Source organism: Prosthecobacter fusiformis (assembly GCF_004364345.1).
GTDB classification, from domain to species: Bacteria; Verrucomicrobiota; Verrucomicrobiia; order Verrucomicrobiales; family Verrucomicrobiaceae; genus Prosthecobacter; species Prosthecobacter fusiformis.
In genome coordinates this window covers 458,478-477,965 of the sequence record NZ_SOCA01000003.1, presented here as the reverse complement: position 1 = coordinate 477,965, position 19,488 = coordinate 458,478, and the positions used below count along the sequence as shown (strand labels likewise).

The following is a 19,488-nucleotide window of genomic DNA, read 5'->3' as shown; positions in this document are numbered from 1 at the left end:
TGAGTGGAAAAATCAAATGAGGTTAGGGGCGCGGACGCTTTTGAGAACGGATGAAGGACCAATTTGATGAGCGACGCCAAAAAGCATCACCCCGGCCAGCAGGGTGAGCCCACTCACAAATCCTGGGGAGACCAGAAGCATTGGCAGGGACATGACCACCATCAAAAAGGCGATAGTCCTGAAAATTTGCTGGGCGACAGGTTGCATGTTCTGAAACAAGAACTTTAAACTACTGGCTGGAGGTTTTGACCTCCACCTTGCGGAGGATGAGCTCATGGCCTTCCTCACGGGAGTAGATAAACCCGGAACGGCAGGTTTCCACCACGCGTGGTTTATTTTTACCAGGGACGGACTCGACCACGGTGATGCGTTTGCGCAGTTCCACATCCACCTCTGTGCCGGAGCCGATATCGAACTCGCTGATGCCGTGCTGAAGCAGGATGTCCTCAAAGGAATGGCGCAGAGTGCGGAGCTGGGCCACGACATCTCCCCCATTGTGCCCGGCGTAGCGGGAGCTGAGGGCATCAATGAGGTCAACGCGCTTGATGATGTCATTGGCGAACATGACGACGGTAGATTCCTCGGTGGGGAGGCCACGGCGCAGGATTTCGTGCTTTTCCTCCAGCTCCAGAAGCTGGCCGCGAAGACGGGCTTCGATTTCTTTCCAATGGTGGAGCTGGGCCTCAGCCTGGGCAAATTCGGCCCGGCGGTCATTGAGGGTGCTGAGCTCTGTCTTGATGCGGTCCACCATGGCGGCTTGATCGCGGATCTGGCTTTCCAGGTCGGTAAGCTGCCGACGCTGCTCGATCTCCTGGGCCCTGATGGAGGCGGCTTGTTTTTCCGCAAGCTCCGTGAAGCTGACGAGATCCGCCTCTACGGAGGCGCGTTCTTTTTTGACGTGCTCGACACGGGCGGCTTCCCGGTTGAGTGATTCCTGGAGTGCGTTGATTTTGACCTGGAGGGAGAGCTCCCGCTCAGCCGCATCGCGCAGGGATTTCCCGGCCTCATTCTGACGGGCCTCTAGGCCAGCCAGGGCGGCTCCGAGTGTAATGATCTTGCCTCCCGTATTTGTGAATTCGCCCAGGCGGCTTTCTTCGTGGCGGATTTTATCGTGAAGCTCGGCCAGGACGGCTCCGGTACCCTGGACTTCCAGCTTTTGAGCCTCCACCTCTTTGATGAGGCGGGTTTCTTCGAGCTTTAATTTTTCCACGCGGTCCATGCGGGTGTTGAGCTCGGTTTCCAAACCGGTGGCCTGGGTGCGGGCGGCATCGGTCCTTTGGCGGGATTCCCGGACTTCTTTTTCCAGGTCTTGGAGAGTTTGCTCAGCGGCGCGGGAGGCTTCCTGAGCGGCTTTGAGACGGGCGGCCTCTTTGTCCACTTCCTCCTGGGCTTTCATCAGGCGCTCTTCGCGGACTTTATGCGCATCTTCGAGCTGGGAAATTTGCTGCTGAACCTCGGAGAGCCTCTTGTTGGAGTTTTCTGTGGTGACGTTCAAACGGGTCACGAACTGGGAGGCCTCTTCCCGCTCCTTTGTCAGGCTCACAAGCATGGCCTGAAGACCGGCCAGCTCTGTATTCAGCGTGGGGATTTGCTTGCGCAGGGCCTTCTCCTCGTCCCGAGCTTTGGCAATGGCGGCTTCGGCCTCAATGCGTTTGGTCTCGGCGACTTGCGCGGCAGCGCTGGCTTTTTGAAGGCGGCTTTCGGTCTCTGTTGCGCGGGCTTCTTCCACCTTGGCTTTTTTGGCGAGGTCTGCTATCTGCGCGGTGAGATTCTTTGATTCGGCCTCAGATTTCGCAATGTCCTTGCGCATGGACTCTTGCTGCCCGGCGAGTTCAGCGAGCTGCTTCTCTTCGATAAGGCGCTGTTTCTCCGCCTCCTTCAGACCTGCCAGGGCATGGGTGAGCTTTTGCTCCGCTTCAGCGAGGCCTTCGGTGCGTTTTTCGGCAGCGGTGATTTGCGTCTGCAATTCACGCAAGCGAGTCTCGGCGGCACTTGCTTCAGCGAGTTTGGCCTGGGTTTCGACTTCCAGATTACTGCGTTTATCATTGAGCAGTTTTTCCAGATTGGCGGATTCGGCACGCAGGATTTCGACCTGGTCGAAGGCAGCTTTGCGGTCGGTCTGGTTTTTTTCCAAAGCGGCAGCGGTGGTCTGCTTGTCACGCATGAGGTTACCCAGCTCAGCGCGCAAGCTCTCAATTTCTGACTTGAGCCCAGGCAGGACTTTTTCGTGATCTTCCCGCTGGGCGGTTAAAGGCAGAAGGAGGGCCGTCACTTTCTCCTGCTCACCCATGGTTTGAGCCAGGGCGGCGCGGGCTTTGGCCAATTGCTCTTGAGTGGATGTGAGATCCTTGGTCTTGGCTTCCAAGTCTGCGGCCTTCTGGGTGAGGGCAGCCACGCGGGCTTCGCTTTCGGAGAGCTCTTTGAGTTTGGCGGTCAGCTCGGTTTGCAGACTCGCGGCATCCGTGCGGAGAGGGATAAGGCGTTTTTCAAGATCGGCCTGCTCCGACTTGAGATGGGCCGTGTCGCTCTGGGCTTTTTCCAGATTTTGAGTGGCGGCGGTCAGGGCGGACTGAGCCTCCGCGAGTTTTTTTTCTGTCTGGGTCAGCTCCCCGAGACGCGCTTCCTGAGTCGCCAGTTCCTGGCGTTTCTGGGTCAGTTCCGTTTCCAAGGTCGCTAGTCGGCGGGTCACCTCCGTGGTCTGGGTCTGTAGGGCGGAGGCTTTTTGCTCAGCGGTGGAAACCCCGTGCTGACGCTCTGTCTGGGTCGCGACAAGGGTGGCCAAAAGGGCCTCAAGGGTGGTGATTTTCCCCTGAAGCTCGCTGGCCTGGGCACGATGTGATTTTTCTGCGGAGGCAGCGGTTTCACATGCCTGCTTTTGAGCCGTCGTTTCTGCGGTGATTTTTTCCAGCTCCGTTTTTGCAGTGCTGATCTGGCTCTGGAGGGCAGCCAGGTCTTTCTGCACACTTGCATGCTGCCTATCCTGCTCAGCCGCTCGTGTTGTGAATTCCTGGCTTTTTGCTTCAGCGGCCTCAGCCTCTTGCTGGTGCTCCGACAGTGCCGTTTTTGCTCGGCTGAGGTCTTCTCTCACCTTCGCTAGCTCAGCGGTGAGGGAACTTTTTTGTTCCTCTGCCTCATGGATCTCTTTTTCCAGAGTCTGGCGGCGGGTGGTCAAAGCCAGCGTGAGTGTGTGCTGGGCCTTGCCCTTTTCCGTCACGGCCAGGAGATCCCGAGTCAGGCTATCCCTCTCCTGGCCCATGGCGGAGATGGCAGCGGTGAGTTCAGATTTGTGGGATTCGACCGCTTTCAGCGATTCGGTGGCGCTACTCAGATGGGTATCGGTGGCGGCGAGGTCATCCAGTTTGTTGGTGAGATCTGCGGCGCGGCTCTCCAGGATTTTGAGTTCTTCCGACTTGGTACGGACTTTCTCGTCGATGGAGGCCAGGGCGCTCTGCTGACTGGTCAGCGACTGGACCTTGGTACTGAGCTGGGATTCTTCCTGGCGCAGAGCTTCGACCTTTTGCTGAAGTTGCCCCAGATCGTTGGTGCGAGCGGATATTTGCTCAGTTAGCGACTGGATTTCGGCTTCGGATTTGAGGGAGGTTTCCTGGAGTTGGGCAGTCTCGACAGACGCGGCACCTGCTTCGCTGATCTGCTTCCGCAGAATGGCCAGCTCCTCGACGGCCAAGTCTTTGTCCTTGAGCAGAGAGTTTCGTGCGGCGCTCGCTTTTTCGGCCTCGTCATGCACGGATTGCAGGCTTTTGCGGGCCATGGTCACGTCTTCCTGCACCTTCACCAGCTCGCTGCGGGTGGACTCTAGCTGGCTGTCCAGATTGGCCGTCTCGCGCCTTTTGGCCTCCCATTTAGAAACGTCCGCTTCGGATGTCGCCAGTGTGGCTTTGAGAGAATTTAATTTTGTCTCAGCTTCAGAGGCGGCTTTCTGGCGTTCCTCAATCTGCTTTTCCAAAGCCCGCATTTCGTTGCGGCGAAGGGATTCCTTTTCGTTTTCCTGCCGTAGCAGATCACGTTCCTGCTTCAGCTTGGCCACTTCCTCACGTAGTTCCTCTGCCTGTTTTTGAAGAGCGGCATCGAGTGCTTGCGGACGTTGGATCGGAGTGTTTTGCGGAGGAGCAAAAGAAGGTCCCTTGCTGCCCATGTCCGGACGTGCTAGCGGGGCTTTGGTCGGCTCGAGCAGGTTCGTTAGGGGCTTCTCAGCGCTTTCGCGCACGGGCACAGATTCCGTATCACCACGTCGTCCGTCAGATCTGGCAGGCTGGCCTTTTCCCACAGCGGGAGGTTTGGTCTCTGCCGAAGGAGCGGTGCCCTTGGGCGTACGCTCGCGAAATCTTGAATCCAACTGTCCGAAGCGGATCTTGTCCCCTCCCTTTACCTGGGCGCGCTCAATGCGTTTGCCATTCAGAAAAGTGCCATTGGAGGACTTCAAGTCCATCAACTCATACCCACCGTCAGCCTGACGGATGAACTCCGCGTGGAAGCCAGAGATGTAGGTATTATCAATGACGATATCGTTTTTTGCGTCTCTGCCGATGGAGAGACGCTCTTCGAGGATATCGAAGACGAATTCGTTTCCGTCATTGAGGTTGAAGGCCAAATAAGGCATGAATGGGGCGTCGCGGGTCGAGAGTGGAGATTAATTTTGGAAAATCACTGAATCAATCTTAATAAAATAAGATGGCATGTTCAACAGTGCCCTGGAGCCATCATTTTAGCAGCCTTCCAGAACTGCCAGACAAATTTAACCTAACCAAAATATGAGTTTACGCGGAATTTTAAAACTTTTGGTGTCCAGCTCGCTTCTTGCAGCCTGCACCGTGCCTGGATCTGCCCCCAGCGCCAGCCCTCAGCTCAGCCCTTCACAACTTCAGCGTGTGGGACAGCGCATCTGGCAAAACGAATGCGCAGGCACAGTGGCGGGTCTGACGAGCTGGAATACTGGAGAAGATTTTGCATCCTTGGGAATCGGCCATTTTATCTGGTATTCTACAGGCAAGAAAGGACCGTTTGAGGAAAGTTTCCCTCCACTCGTCTCCTTCATGGAGGCACGAGGGGTCAAAATGCCAGCTTGGGCAAAGGGACCCTGCCCCTGGGGAAGCAAGGCTTCTTTTGAGGGGGATAAAAATGGTCCGCGCCAGACTGCACTGCGCACCACTTTATCAAAAACCGTTGCCTTGCAGACAGAATTCATCATCGCCCGGCTCCAGCGTGCACTGCCGAAGATGAAAGCCAGCTCAAAGAAACCCAGTCTGGTGCAAGCCCATTTTGATATGCTTCTAGCCACCCCTGAGGGCGCTTTCTGCCTTATTGATTATGTGAATTTCAAGGGTGAAGGTACCGCCCCCACGGAGCGCTACAATGGCCAGGGCTGGGGCTTGCTCCAAGTGCTGGAAGGCATGAAGCAGCCTACCCCTGCCGCTTTTGCCGATGCCGCGAAAGCTGTCCTTTCCCGCCGGGTGCAAAACGCCCCTGCTGCACGCAAAGAGCAGCGCTGGCTGGCTGGCTGGCACAACCGCTGTGACGGGTACAAACGAAAGCTATAGCAGCACGCATCGCGCAGTGGATTCCACCATTGACGCAGTGGTGCCCCTGGCCCCATAAGTGCTACACTTAACCAAATCCCTCTCACCATGCCTTCTTTTTACTGTACCCATTGCGGCCAGCCCATGAGCGCCCCCGACCAGTCAGCAGGCAGAGCCGTGAGTTGCCCTGGCTGTGCCCGGTCCACCCTGGTCCCAGGCATACCCGTTGCTCCAAAATCAGGGGGCCGCACTTGGCCATGGGTTTTCCTGGTCACGCTTCTTGCACTGGCGGTGGCCGCCGCTGCGCACATGATGCGCCCTCCCGCAGAGGCAGCAGGGGGAGATATTGTAGCGGGCACTCTGAGTCCCTTCATCATCGCAGCAGTTCCCGCGCTGCTTCTTGCACTTCTGGTAGGAAGTGGGGCACTTCTCATCCGCCGGTCTTTTGGGCGCAGCGCCGGACTCACTTATTCAGTGCTTTTGCTGCCCCTTACTCTACTAGTGCTGCTGATCCCAGGACAGAGCCGTGTGAAAATGCTTCAGATGACACAGGTCTTGCAGGATAAGACCCAGGGTATCCAGCAACGAGTGAACGGCTACTTTAACAAGACCATCCGGCCCCTGCTGCCCAAACCGGAACCTACTCGAGCTGAAGTCGAAGCCGCTACTGCAGGCATGAAGGAGGATGCCCGCAAGCTGCTTTCCTCCATGGTGGATGAAAATGGGCTGCCTCAACATGTGGATGTCCAGTTTCCAGTCGGCCCGCCTCCTACCAACGAGGCAGAAAAGCTGCGTGTCTTCATGCAGTCCTTTTTCGCGGACATGGTCACACTGCAAAACAGCTATCTAAAAGAGCTGGAGGAAGCTGGCATCTCCACCCTGCTGGCTCCTGACCGGGTGGTCAGCGACGCGGATTTTAAGCAGACACCCACCATGCTGGTCCAAATTCGTGCCATTGTGCAGGATTACAAAGCGAAGGCCGATGCTCTGATGGTCAATTTTCCCCAAAAGATCGAATCCTCAGATTTTGATCAAAAAACCAAAGCTGGAATGGTGAGAGGATACCAGCAGGGCTTGGCCAAATCCATGCCTCTGTTCCGGGAAACTTGGGACATCGAAGTCAGCAGCGTGGAGCTTATGAGCGATATTCTTGATCATCTGCATGCCAAGCGTAAAAGCTGGACGCTTCAAAATGGACAGTACATGTTTCAAGAACAGGCGGATGTGGACCGCTTCAACCAGCTCATGGATGAGCTGGACCGTGGCATCCAACGCCAAAGCGAAATCCGCCAAAAAAGCATGGAAGGCGTGGAGGCCAACATGAAGAAGTTTTGAGAGGTTCTGGACTCCGTCAAATCAAGCCGCTTGGAATCCGAGCAAGATCTGGATAAGCTCTAATGTGTAGCTTACGCACTCCCGTATTCGAAGATTATAACGCGGAGGCCTGTTCTCGCTCCCATTCCAGCTTCCGCTGGAGATGCTGGCAGCCGCCGACGGCTGAAACGGTGTCCGGGTGGTCTGCTCCCAAGAAGTCTGAACGCCCGTTCGCTGAGCGCCGCATGAAAAGTAATGCTTCATCCAGCCGACCCTGTTTTTCTAAGACTAAAGCCAGATCGAAGCAGCTCTGAAGTACCTCCGGATGCTCAGTTCCCTGAGTGCGCTCCCTGCTGGCGAGCAGCCCACGGTGGACCGCCTCGGCCTCGGCATGCCTGTCTTGATCTTCGAGAAGATGAGCCAGCTGGTAGCGGCCTTTCAGGATATCTGGATGGTCGGGCTCCAGCAGGCGTTCCCAAATGCCCAACAGTGCCTCATACTCTGCCTCAGATTCCTGGTACCGAAGCAGGCATTTGAGCATCAAAGCCAGCATCAACCGGGTATGCAGGGTGTCTGGATGCTCCGCACCCTGCGAGCGTTCCTGGAGGGTCCATATGGCGCGATATTCGGCCTCAGCCTCTGCGAACTTCTGCTGGCACACGAGGGCGAGGGCCACGCGCGCCCTGCTGTTCAGGGTATCAGGATGCGTGGTACCCTGTACCCGCTGTTTAATAACCACCGTGGCCCGGAGTTCGGCCTCCGCCTCGGCGTATTTTTGCCGGGATAGCAGGGCAAGTCCGAGATTGTAACGGCTAAACACAGTCTCCGCATGCTCCCGGCCGAGGACACGTTCCTGAACAGCCAGCACTGTCCGCAATTCAGCCTCGCCCTCCTCGGCCGCCTCCTGTTGAGAGGTCGCAACAAGGGCAAAGGCCAGACGGCTACGGCTGTTTAAAACGGTGGGATGCTCCGCACCAAGTTCCTGCTCCCTAGCGGCCAGGATCGTCCGATGCTCCTTGTTGGCTTCCTCATCCTTTCCTTGGTCGTCGAGCAGTAGAGCAAGCAAGGAGCGATAGTTTAAGGTCTCCTGGTGATCCGCGCCCAGCACACGCTCGTAAGTGGCCAGCATGACACGGATCTGTGCCTCTGCCTCCAGGTATCTGCCCTGGTCCCTGAGCCGGTGCACCCATTGGAGCCGGCTGTTTAACGTATCCGGGTGCTCCTCTCCCAGCACCTGCAGACGCAAGGCTAGGATTGTTTCATACTCGTCGTGTGCGGTGATGTGCCGTCCTTGTTCTTGCAAGGCAGCAGCTAGATTGTACCGGCTGGCCAGGGTGTCAGGGTGCGCCGGACCGAGAACCTTCTCCTGGATGGCAAGTATGGCCCTATGCTCTTGCTCTGCCAGTGAGTATTGGCCTTGCTCTTTCAAAGCGATGCCCAGGCTCACTCTGCTTTTCAAGGTATCTGGATGCTCCATGCCCAGCACACGTTCCTGAATGGCCGCGACCGCCCGGTGTTCCTTTACTGCATCATCGATCTGGTATTGGTCTTTTAAAACCAGTGCCAGAGCATGGCGCCGGGCGAGAGTATCACGATGCTCTGCGCCCAGTGTCTCTATACTTCGGGTCACCAGTTCCTCATAGATGGAGAGGGCCGCTTCTTCTTCGCCCTCCATGCTCGACATGGCGAGGCCTGCCTCATGCCGAGCACTGGCCCATAGGGCGAAGTTTTTTCCCTGATCGGCCAGAGACGCGGCCTTTTCTGCCAGGGCACGGGCCTGATCAAAGTCGTGCAGAGAGTATGCGGCCTTTGCGGCCTCCAGCAGCATTTCCATCTCATCATGGCGTGAAGAGGAATCCTGAAACTCCAGGGCTAAGCGTGTGGCTGCCTCCAGAGCAAAATCACGCGCGGCAATGAACTGTCCAGCCTCACGCAAAGCACTGAGTTTTTCCCGGAGGTTCAGTGCCGGATCGTCAAGTGCCTGAGTGGCAAACCCCTGCAACAGCCTGCGCAATTCATCCGCACTGAGGTTGTGGCGGAATGCGACAAAATGCAGGGCGGTGTCATATTCCTGAGTGCGGGCTCCGACCCCCAGATAAACAAGACCCGCCACCACTTGCCGCATTTCGGCAATGGCAGCTTCTTGCTCTATGGAGACAGCAGACATGGATATGACAGGCTGCGCAGTCAGGAGGTCATGCAGCTTTTACACGGATGAATCCGGAAGCGAAAGCTGTTTCAAGATCCAGTGAGAAAGTCCCCAAAGGCCTCAGGTGCCTTCAGGGAGTCCGGAAGATGTCCCCAACGGGGGGCATCATTCCCATTCGATGCTCGCGGGGGGCTTGGTGCTGATGTCGTAAAGGACGCGGTTGACGCCTTTGACGCTGTTTAAAATCTTGTTAGACGTGTTGCGCAGGACCTCGTAAGGCAGCTCAACCCAGTCGGCGGTCATGGCGTCCTCGCTGATGACGGCGCGGAGGGAGATGGCCTGCTCGTAGCTGCGTTCATCGCCTTTAACACCGACGGTTTTCACCGGCAGAAGGGCGGCGTAGGCCTGCCAGACGTGCTGATACCAGCCGGAGCGGTGAAGCTCGGCGATGAAAATGGCATCTGCCTGCTGGGTAGAGAGGATACGCTCTGGGGTGATCTCTCCTGGAATGCGTACGGCCAGACCGGGGCCTGGGAACGGGTGACGCCAGAGGGCGCGGTGAGGAATGCCGAGGCTGGCACCGAGGGCGCGGACTTCGTCCTTGAAGAGCTCCGCGAGGGGCTCAAGCACTTTGCCCTGGGCTTTGAGCTCCATGATTCGGTCCACACGGTTGTGGTGAGTCTTGATCTTGCTGGCGATGGAGCCGCTGGTGGCGCTTTCGATGACGTCGGGATAGAGGGTACCTTGGGCGAGGAGCTCAACGTCGTCGGCCAATTTCCAGAATTCTTCGACAAAGAGGGTGCCAATGATGCGGCGTTTCTGTTCGGGATCGGTGATGCCTTTGAGGGCCCCGAGGAAGGTTTCGCTGGCATCAATCTGCTCAATCGGCACGCCGACTTCCTCAAACAGCACTTTCACCTCAGCGGATTCATTCAGGCGCATGAGCCCGGTATCAATAAAGATGCAGCGCACTTTCACACCGGCGCGAGCGAGCAGGACGGCGAGTACGGTGCTATCCACACCGCCGGAGACACCGCAGATGACCTCACGATTACCGACCTCTTCCTTGATCCGGGCGATCATCTGATCCTTGAATTCGAGGATGTCGAATTTGGCCAGAGTAGCTCCGCTTTCAGTGAGAAAGTTTTTGAGGATAGCGGTGCCCTCATGAGAATGAGTGACCTCAGGGTGAAACTGGATCCCCCAGCAGCGGTCGCTCCATTTCAGGGCGACGGGCACGGCGTCTTCATTGGTGGCGATGACCTGGGTGGTGGTGGCCAGGTTTGCGCAGGTATCGCTGTGGCTCATCCAGACCTGGGACTCATGGGAGATGCCTTTGAAGAGATCGGTATGGCTGGTGACGACGAGCTTGGCCGGACCGTATTCACGGGTGACACCGGGTTTCACTGTGCCTCCGTGTTTGATATTGAGAAGCTGCATGCCGTAGCAGACGCCGAGCACCGGCACACCAAAGGCAAGAAGCTTTTCAAAATCCACATCGGGGGCATCCACCTCAGAAGTGCTGCGAGGACCGCCAGAAAGGATGATGGCCCCTGGGTTCTTCAGGTTAGACAGCTCAGCCGGCGGATAAAGATGGGAGACAAAGCCCAGCTCGCGGACGCGGCGGACGATGAGCTGGCTGTACTGGGAACCGTAATCGAGTACGGCAACTTCGTGGTCGGTCATGGAATGTAAGACGAAAGAAATGAAGGCGAGGGAAAGCGACGGTCACTTCCCAATTAAGGAGTGGCTTAAGACGGCTCGTAGTTCACGGGTTCCTCAGTAATGACGACATCGTGGGGATGGCTTTCTTTGAGGCCGCCGGCGGTGATGCGAACGAATCGGGCCTTGGCGCGGAGTTCGTCGAGATTGTCTGCCCCGACGTATCCCATACCGGAACGGAGGCCGCCCATAAGCTGGAAGACGACATCGGCAAGGGGGCCTTTGAAGGGAACACGGGCTTCGACGCCCTCAGGCACCAGTTTGCCCGAGCTATTCTGGCCATAACGGTCCCCTGCCCCTTTGCGCATGGCTTTCAGGCTGCCCATGCCACGGTATTCTTTAAAGGTGCGTCCCTGCCATTTGACCATATTGCCTGGGCTTTCTGCCGTGCCAGCGAGAAGAGAACCCAGCATGACACAATCGGCACCGCCAGCGAGGGCTTTGACAATGTCTCCTGAATAACGGATGCCGCCATCCGCAATGACGGTGACGCCACGTGGGCGGCAGACTTCCGCGACCTCCTGAACCGCCGTAAACTGGGCCATACCGACCCCGGAAATGATGCGGGTGGTGCAAATGGAACCTGGACCCACGCCCACCTTGATGGCCGAGGCTCCTGCCTCCACCAAATGCAGAGCGCCATCCTGTGTGACGACATTCCCCGCCACGATGGGGATGCTGCCGCCAAGACGGGCGCGCAGTTTGGCAATGACATCGGCGACACGGGTGGTATGCCCGGTAGCGGCATCAATGAAGAGAGCATCCGCGCCTGCGGCGACGAGGGCTGCCCCACGGTCTGCACAATCATCGCCCACACCTACGGCAGCGCCCACGCGGAGCTGGCCATTGGCATCTTTGGCGGCACTGGTAAACATCTGGCGCTTCACCACATCCTGCTTGGTGATGAGGCCAGCCAGCTTGCCATTGGAATCCACCAAGGGGAGTTTTTCAATGCGATGAGTGTAGAGGATTTTAAGGGCCTCATCAAAACTGGTCTGCGGGGTGCCCACAGCCAGACGCTCACGGGGGGTCATGATGGCAGAGACGGGGGTGTTTTCGTCTTCGGTATACCACATATCACGGCTGGTCACCATGCCGACGAGCTTGCCATCTGGATCTACGACAGGGAAACCGCTGACACCTTTTTCATGCATGAGGCGCTGGAGCTCACCCAGGGTAGTCTCCAGGCGCACACAGTGGGGATTCTGAATAACGGTGTTTTCAGACCGCTTCACCTTGGCCACCTGCTCCGCCTGATAATCAATCGGGATGTTTCTGTGGATCACCCCAAGGCCACCTTCGCGAGCCAGCGCAATGGCCAGTTCTGCCTCCGTGACGGTATCCATGGCTGAAGACAGCACAGGAATGTTCAGCTGGATGCTGTTGCCGAAAACCGTGCCCAGATTTACCTCACCAGGCAGCACCTGGCTCAGTCCTGGCAGGACCAATACGTCATCAAAACTCAATGCAAGGGAAGGAATATCGCCCATGTGCCATCTAAGCGGCACTCAGACAAGTGTCACGCGGAAAGTGACGCCAGCACACAAATCATGGCCGGTAAACACGGGTTCTGCCTGTGTACGAGTCAATCTGAATGCAGTAATAATTCTTTGGCGGCTCGGTCTTCTGGGACTCACTGGATTCCACAATGATGAGGAAGCTAAGATCAAATGCAGGAATAGTGAATGCATTGGCCACTTCTTCTGCATCCTGATTATCGACTGCCGCCTCGGTGAGCACACGCATGCCCCCATCTGGATAAAATCTCAGCGATGCATATTCCACATCTCCACCGCTGGCACTTCCTGGGGGTGTAAAAAGGTAATTCCCATTCACAGTTTCCGCCTGCGGCACTGTGGTTTGGAGAAGAGGAGAAAGCTGTTCCTGAGCAGAAACGATCACCCCAGACTCCATAAAATAAGGGTCTGAAAGGGGTTTTTCTAGCCCGTTGGGCAATGTCTGCACGACTTGATATGCATAGAAGGACCTGTCTTCTGGACGATCAGCCGTGGTGTCTGCATAGCGATAAAAACGCATTTCCACTTCCGCACTCATGGAGACGGCACTCTGCTGGGCAAGGCTAATCCGGTTTACCAGAGCATCCCCCGCAGAACTGAGCCGGGTGGAGCGCACCACATCCAGCAAAGTGGGCGTCACTAAGGCAATTAAAAGGGAGATAATACCCACCACGGTGAGCATCTCCACCAAAGTGAAGGCTGCGGCTGAGCGGCGGTTAGAAAACGAAGTTCTCATGGCACAAAACTATAGGGTGAACTAACGACTCCATTTGGCACCACGGAGTGACACGGTAGATGAAAAAATGCGGTAATTGATGCGCCGTTCCCGAAGTTTAGCGGCGATCGCTTCCACAGTTTCGTTTACATCTACTTCATTGTCATCGCCACCAATCAGGTCAGCGATGTCATTGCCAAAAGGGGGTGTACCTGGGGTGCCTTCCTGGCTGAGCCGGTCCGCAGTCCGCTCATCAATGGCCACAAGCACCACTTTGACCAAGGGCGGAAGGCGATGGCGATCATCTTCAGGCAAGGGGATCAGTTCCCCGGCAGAGTCATAGCTGTAAACAGACTGATATGTAGCAGCGGCCGTACCGTCCGCCGTGCCCGCAAGGGCAGCAGCAGTCTCAACCTGAGGAGAAATAATCAACGCCACAATATTGTCCGCGATGGGCCGGGTAAAGCCACGTTCAATAGGTGTCTCTTCATTTGGAATGGGCGCTCCAGCCTGTTGAAACCATTTCAACTTGTCGTTTTCATCATAGATGAGATTTTTCTCCGCCGGAGGCGAAAACTCCATCAAACGATAACGATAATTTGGCACCCCAACTGGCAGCACATCTGGACGGAAGAATTCATCCGAGGTGTATTGGACAAAATAGCCCCTGCCGCAAAGCAGCCGGTCCAGTCCGACATAAGCCGGATCATGGGACACACCCAACGGAGCTTGAAAGAACACTGCATGCCCGGGTGAATAAGCGCGCCCACCCGCCTGGGCCAGCAGCCCATCCATCGGCGAACCTTCAGCCGCGACGGAAGGTCCGCAAATAAAGCGCAGATCCGATTTACGTAGATATTTAGTGGGAGCTCTTGTGCTGATGTTTGCATTAGAGACACCGTCCTTCAAATAGCTGTCATCATAATCCACATAAGTATTCAGCGTGGCTTGGCTGAGATTACGGGTGATGATGTCAAAAGCCGTTCGCGCCTCTCGGAATTGGCTAACCCGTGCATTGGAGGAGGTCCATGTGCTCTGTACAGTCCCGATCACCTGGGCGCTGATGAGCAGCAGGATGAGCAAGACCGTCATAGAAACCAGCACTTCCACTAGCGTGAAAGCTTTGCGCCCAGGGGCAAAAGAATGTTGAGGACTCATCATGGTCGTCTGAGAAATTTAGCGTTACGGGGCGAAGCGCTTCGATTCAAGAACACGGAAGCGATAGTAGCTTTCCAGAGGTTTTAGCGCGAAAGGGTTTGAAGCAGCGGCATAATCCACATTGTTTTGTGGATTCGAGAGATCCGCCTGATCAATGTAGCGCTCCAGCAGGAAGGACCCGCGGAATTCTCCGCTCACCAAGTCTTTATCCGGGTCAAACTTATCGTGGTCCACAGAGCGCAACGCTTTGCGTATCGCCTGAGACCTTACATGGACCTTGAAGGTATTCGACCGAGTCGTGAACTTGGCGTAAAGATTTGAGTAGGGCCTTTCGCGCGTGTTGTCTCCAGTCGCTGCATGTTTACCCCAGAATTTACTCAACGCATTATCTCTGGTTGATTTGGTACCGCTCATTTCTGTAGCAGTCACATTTGCACCTGTATCTACTTTGCCTGGGATGAGGTGCATTTCACAAAGTTGGGAGGTCGTACGGAACAGCCCACCTCTGAAGCTGGCATCAGCAGTCGTGTTTCCGGTGGCACCCAGCATTTCACCCCGCCCGAAGTTAAAGCGCTCTTCGAACTGGCGCAGAGTCCCCTGCACGCGTTCCGCTAGGCCCTGTTCCCACCATAATTGTGTTTCAGGATAAAAGCGGTCGATTACGATCTCCCGGTGCCAGTAATGGTTGCCGTTTGTCTCACTACGGAATCTAGGTTCAGTCTGGCCATCCCTACTCCAACTGTTCGAAACATCTTTCGACATCTCATAACTTGCATTGGGCAATGCTGCCATCAGTTCGCCTTTCATCGCCGCATGCACTGCGGTAGCGCGACGAATGTGAGTAAACGGCATGATTTGATAATTTAGATTAATCTTGCCCGCTGTGGATAAAGGCTCGCTGATGGCATAGGGTTCTACCACGGGCATCCAGAAGAGATCCAGCAGGTAATGATCAGGCGGAGATGCCTGTCCAGGGTGAGAGGTAGCGGGCGTTACGAGACTTCCTGACTCCCCAGCATCAACAGGGACATAAGGCCGGAACAAAAGATTCGTCCATGCCCCCTCCCCATTGGCATCCCAAAGACGAGAAGGAAGTGAACCCATCACAACGGGGGAAGAGACCATACGGTTCGGACTGAAATAGCTTCCTGTCGAGTTGGCATAAGCTGCATTTGTATCCGCACCTTTAAAGTACGTGAACCGCCATTTCATCGCTTGCGTCCATGTTGATAACTTCTCTGTATATACGGCGTAATTGCCCTCATCCACTTTATTGATGAAGGGTCCAACCCGCCCCCCGGGATTCGAATCGTCAAAATCGTAATATCTCTGCATTTTAAGATGCCCTGAGTTTGGATTGCTGGTACCATGAGGAGCATCTGGAGTGCGTTCAGGCTTAGCCGTAACATTCACAGGCAGGCCGCGCGATTGATTGTTCGCTGTAGATACCAGAGCCATATTAGATATTCCTCGGTCAAACCCAGGTTCACCACCCGCATTGTATCCAGAAAAGTTATGAGCCATGTACTCATTTTGGTCGTTCCAAAAACGATGAGGACGCCAATCTGAAGGTTCCACCTTGTACTTGCCAGCAATTAGACGAGCATCACCATAAGGGGGTTGCAAAGCACGAACTGTATCAGTACCAAAATGCCAAGGGCGGTTCCAACTTTGGTCATCAACTGTAGCACGTGCAGGCACCAATGTCTCATTTGGCCCGTAGGCAATACGTAGCATTTTGTCCTCGTAAAGCTTTTCCTTGGGCTGTATCACAACGTCTTTAAAATTATCTAAGTCACCGGAATAAATTAAAGCATGCGCTCCTGGCATGCATTGATGATATATGTCAAATTTATCAATGTCTGGCACTTTCGCCACACTTCCACCATTGGGGTCAGGCGATGTATATTTAAATAAACGCCCTCGAAGTTCTTTACCACGGAGTTCACCGTCTTTGGTGCGGAAAACTCCATCCTTATGAAATGCCCACCAATGAGGTGCTTGGATCACGGGATGAGTATACTGTTTTCCACTTTTGTCGACCAAGTCCATCCCGGACGTGCCCACCACCACCAAATCCGGTGCAGGAAACTGACCATCTAGCATGTTGAATTGTATAATCTGGACGGGATCGTCTGTAGTGCCAGCATTCACATGGTGGTCATAGATTTTAATTTCAATGTTCCCTCCTTGAAATTCAAGGGGTTGGCCATGCTCCCAGGTAAAGAAGTTCGATACTAAATTCAAATTGAGCACTTGGGAGTGAGTTGAACCAGTCGCACTGGATTCGTAACCAGTGTCTGAAGGCATCGGAGGCCGTGTTGCGACCGGACGATCTAACAAAACCGATCTAAAAGACACAAATCCGCCTATTTCAGGAGAGCTTCCTTGAAGGTAAAGACTATTTCCACTTTTCAGAACAAGATCAGTTGTAGTACTAAATAGTACATTATTACCAACCCGTAGATTACTAACGTCAGAGCCTGACAAAACAATCGTATATTCTGGATTGATTTCCGTATATCCAACCGAAGGAGTGAAGAATTCCAACTGCAACATGGCCTGAATACGCTTTTGATTTGTCTCTAAAGGTGTATCGAAATCCAATGTATAGTTCCAATTTTCGCGCTGAAAGCCAGGGTGATTTTCTCTATATTTACCGTGATTTGGATCTTCTATACTTAGAGGCTTAGAACTGCCAGAAGCAATGCCGTAGTCAACATAAGTATCGGGATTTGACAAGGGGGGGTAATTGGAATAAAATCTATTTTTAAATAATTTAGTGTTAGCTCCCGCCCCTGTCTTGCTCCAGTGTATTGCTTCTAAATTAGTAAGGTACCGCCCGGTAGGTGCAAACCCAGGAACATTATTCTGCTCAACATCAAATATTTTAGTCTGGGAAGTAGCGTCATATTCCGTACCGTCCACTACCAAAGCAGTGCGTCCGCCACTAACCCTGGGATCGGCATCCAGGGCTTCCAAAGCAATTTCCGGGATTTTAAACTGGCGAGGCTTTTCTACGTTTGACTCAGGCGCAGAATTATCCTTTTCAGGAATTCTCCAGCTGTACATGTCGTTTTGCCCATCAGCCGTGCAGATGAACTGGATTCCGATTTCACTGATAGAAATGAATCGTCCGAATCCTTTGACTGAGCCGCCATTAGTAACCTTCCAACTTGGATGCAACGAAGGAGTTACCTGTCCATGACCTGGGAAAAATCTGTCTCTCCTGGGATCCTCCTTGTAACTGATGCCAGTATTTGAATCGACAGTCGTTGAGGAATTTCTATACACACCCGGCGTGTAAGTTTTAAACTGCTCTGTATCTTCGCGCACATCATATATATTAGCACTGGAACTCGCTTCAGGCCAGTCTTCGCGGCTCGAAGGTACTAAGAAACTATCATAGAGATTGATGGAGCGGATGTAATCAAACATCGAAACGATCAATTGATGAGTATTGTCCTCTGTAAGCTTTGCTTCAAAAGTGCTGGCAGTTTCGCCAATGATGCTTTTCGTTGGAAATGGCTGTTGGCTACCCTCAGGCAAGTTACCCAGCATTTTATCCAGCATGTTTAACAAATCTAAATTCCGCTGAATGCTAATGTCACCAAACGCTCCATTTCCAACACCTGGAATGGTCCGGGAAAGTTTACGCTGGAAAGCATAAAGATTGGATGCTGATCCAAGACGGGAGCAAAACCGAATCAGGCTGTCATATCCGGTGCCGGGCACAGCCGGTGAAGAGGAGGCATCGGGCAAAGGCCACATGGCGATCCTGGGGATGCCAAACAGGTTGATTTCACTGGCCCGGCTGCTGGCTGTTAAGAATGCAGAAGCGCGCTCTAAAGTCGTTTTATTGAATAGAGTCACCTCAGCATTGGCTTGAGCATTGTTAAGAATGCGGCTGGTATTATCATTTGTCTGGTCGAATAGGAGTTCGTCCACACTAGAATAAAGCCTTTCGTTCATTGCATCTTCAATGGCCACCATGGAACCTACTTCCGTGTCATTGCTGTCAAAATCATCTGCCTCAAAAGTGCGTGTGCCTGCGATGCTGCCCCCAGTGTGGATGCGTGGGATCAAGTCATAGATTCGCTCTTTAACAGCAAGAGCTCGGGCTTTGTTGGCCACTGGCCCCGCACGTCCATAGGTGTCTAAGCTGCGGTTGGCACTTTGCAGGGGATTCGGGTAAAGGATACTACTGAGGGCAACTGTGGCGGGATGACCAGGATAACGCTGGTATTCACGGGTCGCAGGAGGATAATCTCCCCACTGGTGATCACGCTCATGATAATAGATGGGCTGACCGACATAGGTAGGCTCTGAAGCCGTATTGATGTTGACTTTGCAAGTCTCGTCGTCTGTCCAGAAAGCGACGCGGCCTACAATGGGATTCACTTCCGAAGGAACGCCGTAGTCTTCATCAGGAGACACCGAAGGTCCTCCTGGCAGCCCGCCTTCTTGGTTGTCTAAAACCATGAAATTTAATCCATCATTTAAATACCCCACGGTGCCGTCTTTCAACACATACAGCCACTGGACCGGCATGGCTAAACGGAGAGTATTGATATTATTGGCCAGGGTATCTGCCGCTGGCTTAACAATGGGTGCAGTATCCTGGCCGACGGCGACTCCACTTAAGGTAGCTGAGGTTAATGCTGTTTTTGTCTCATAGGAAAAGCCTTCAACCGGCGTTTCCTGGCCTGTGGGATCGATGTCCTGCCCTGCGCGCGGGTCAATGATCGGGAAATAAATTTGGGGCTGTGCTTTATTATTTTCCGCTCCTGTTGCTACACCCTTGATGACTGGGTCGTTAAGATCCACATAGCGTGCCAAGTTGTTTCCCTGATTCCAATCTGCAGGAGGTTCTGAATTTCGCACAAAATCGAATTCAGCCTGATTAACCTGGCCAGAGTTGCCTGTGGCCCGGTAAACCATGTCCTTGTCAGAAAACAGTTTATATCCTGCGAGGAAGTCTCCGCTGGCGGCATACTTCCTTACAGCACCTGGCTGTGTGGCGTGGATAACCGGTGTCCCAGGCGTCTCACGAGCCGAACCAGCTCGAATCTGTGAGATGACCATGTTCACCGCTGTATCCGCAAACCGGCGCGAGGACTGCGAGGCGGAATAGACGTTGGTTGCCTTATTTTCTGTGTCAGCGACGCTGAGAAAGGCCAGGATGACGATCGTGGCTAGGGCGAGCATCGAGAGCACGATGATCAGGGCTAACCCCTGGTGACGGCGTGCGTCAGCAAGAAAGAGGCGTATGTGTTTCATGACGGAGGGGGAAATTGATTTCTTTTTTGCGATTAAATCGGAAAGCTGAATTCTTTTCAAGTCATTGCTCAGTATGTACTTCGTTATTACAGACGATTT

The 19,488-nt window shown here is 54.3% G+C and carries 10 protein-coding genes; 2 read left to right on the top strand and 8 right to left on the bottom strand.

Features of this window, described 5'->3' with window-relative positions:
- Positions 1-12: 12 nt before the first annotated feature.
- Positions 13-207, bottom strand: a complete 195-nt coding sequence (locus tag EI77_RS11145) for a hypothetical protein (RefSeq protein ID WP_133795339.1) — start codon at positions 205-207, stop codon at positions 13-15.
- Between the two features lie 22 nt (positions 208-229).
- Complete coding sequence (locus EI77_RS11140) at positions 230-4,618, bottom strand: FHA domain-containing protein (protein ID WP_133795338.1); 4,389 nt, start codon at positions 4,616-4,618, stop codon at positions 230-232.
- Between the two features lie 211 nt (positions 4,619-4,829).
- Here EI77_RS11140 and EI77_RS11135 point away from each other — a divergent pair, with 211 nt between their 5' ends.
- Together EI77_RS11135 and EI77_RS11130 are read left to right on the top strand one after the other, a co-directional pair.
- On the top strand, positions 4,830-5,555 hold the full coding sequence (locus tag EI77_RS11135; RefSeq protein ID WP_133795337.1) for a hypothetical protein: 726 nt from the start codon (positions 4,830-4,832) through the stop codon (positions 5,553-5,555).
- 288 nt (positions 5,556-5,843) lie between these two features.
- Positions 5,844-6,869, top strand: coding sequence for a hypothetical protein (locus EI77_RS11130; protein WP_133795336.1), 1,026 nt, complete (start codon positions 5,844-5,846; stop codon positions 6,867-6,869).
- Positions 6,870-6,963: 94 nt separating this feature from the next.
- Here EI77_RS11130 and EI77_RS11125 read toward each other — a convergent pair whose 3' ends face one another.
- The 6 genes from EI77_RS11125 to vccA form a co-directional block, all read right to left on the bottom strand.
- Positions 6,964-9,015: a tetratricopeptide repeat-containing protein gene (locus EI77_RS11125; protein ID WP_133795335.1), complete on the bottom strand. Its 2,052-nt coding sequence runs from the start codon at positions 9,013-9,015 to the stop codon at positions 6,964-6,966.
- A gap of 147 nt (positions 9,016-9,162) precedes the next feature.
- Positions 9,163-10,683 carry a glutamine-hydrolyzing GMP synthase gene (gene guaA / locus EI77_RS11120; RefSeq protein ID WP_133795334.1) on the bottom strand — a complete coding sequence of 507 codons (1,521 nt, stop codon included), beginning with the start codon at positions 10,681-10,683 and terminating at the stop codon, positions 9,163-9,165.
- A 65-nt stretch (positions 10,684-10,748) separates the two neighbouring features.
- Entirely contained in the window at positions 10,749-12,209 is a 1,461-nt protein-coding gene (gene guaB, locus EI77_RS11115; RefSeq protein WP_133795333.1) for an IMP dehydrogenase, read from the bottom strand.
- Between the two features lie 58 nt (positions 12,210-12,267).
- Complete coding sequence (gene vccD / locus EI77_RS11110; RefSeq protein WP_133795332.1) at positions 12,268-12,972, bottom strand: Verru_Chthon cassette protein D; 705 nt, start codon at positions 12,970-12,972, stop codon at positions 12,268-12,270.
- Positions 12,973-12,993: 21 nt separating this feature from the next.
- Complete coding sequence (gene vccC, locus EI77_RS11105) at positions 12,994-14,112, bottom strand: Verru_Chthon cassette protein C (RefSeq protein ID WP_133795331.1); 1,119 nt, start codon at positions 14,110-14,112, stop codon at positions 12,994-12,996.
- Between the two features lie 21 nt (positions 14,113-14,133).
- Positions 14,134-19,449, bottom strand: coding sequence for a Verru_Chthon cassette protein A (gene vccA, locus EI77_RS11100; protein WP_133795330.1), 5,316 nt, complete (start codon positions 19,447-19,449; stop codon positions 14,134-14,136).
- Positions 19,450-19,488: the final 39 nt, after the last annotated feature.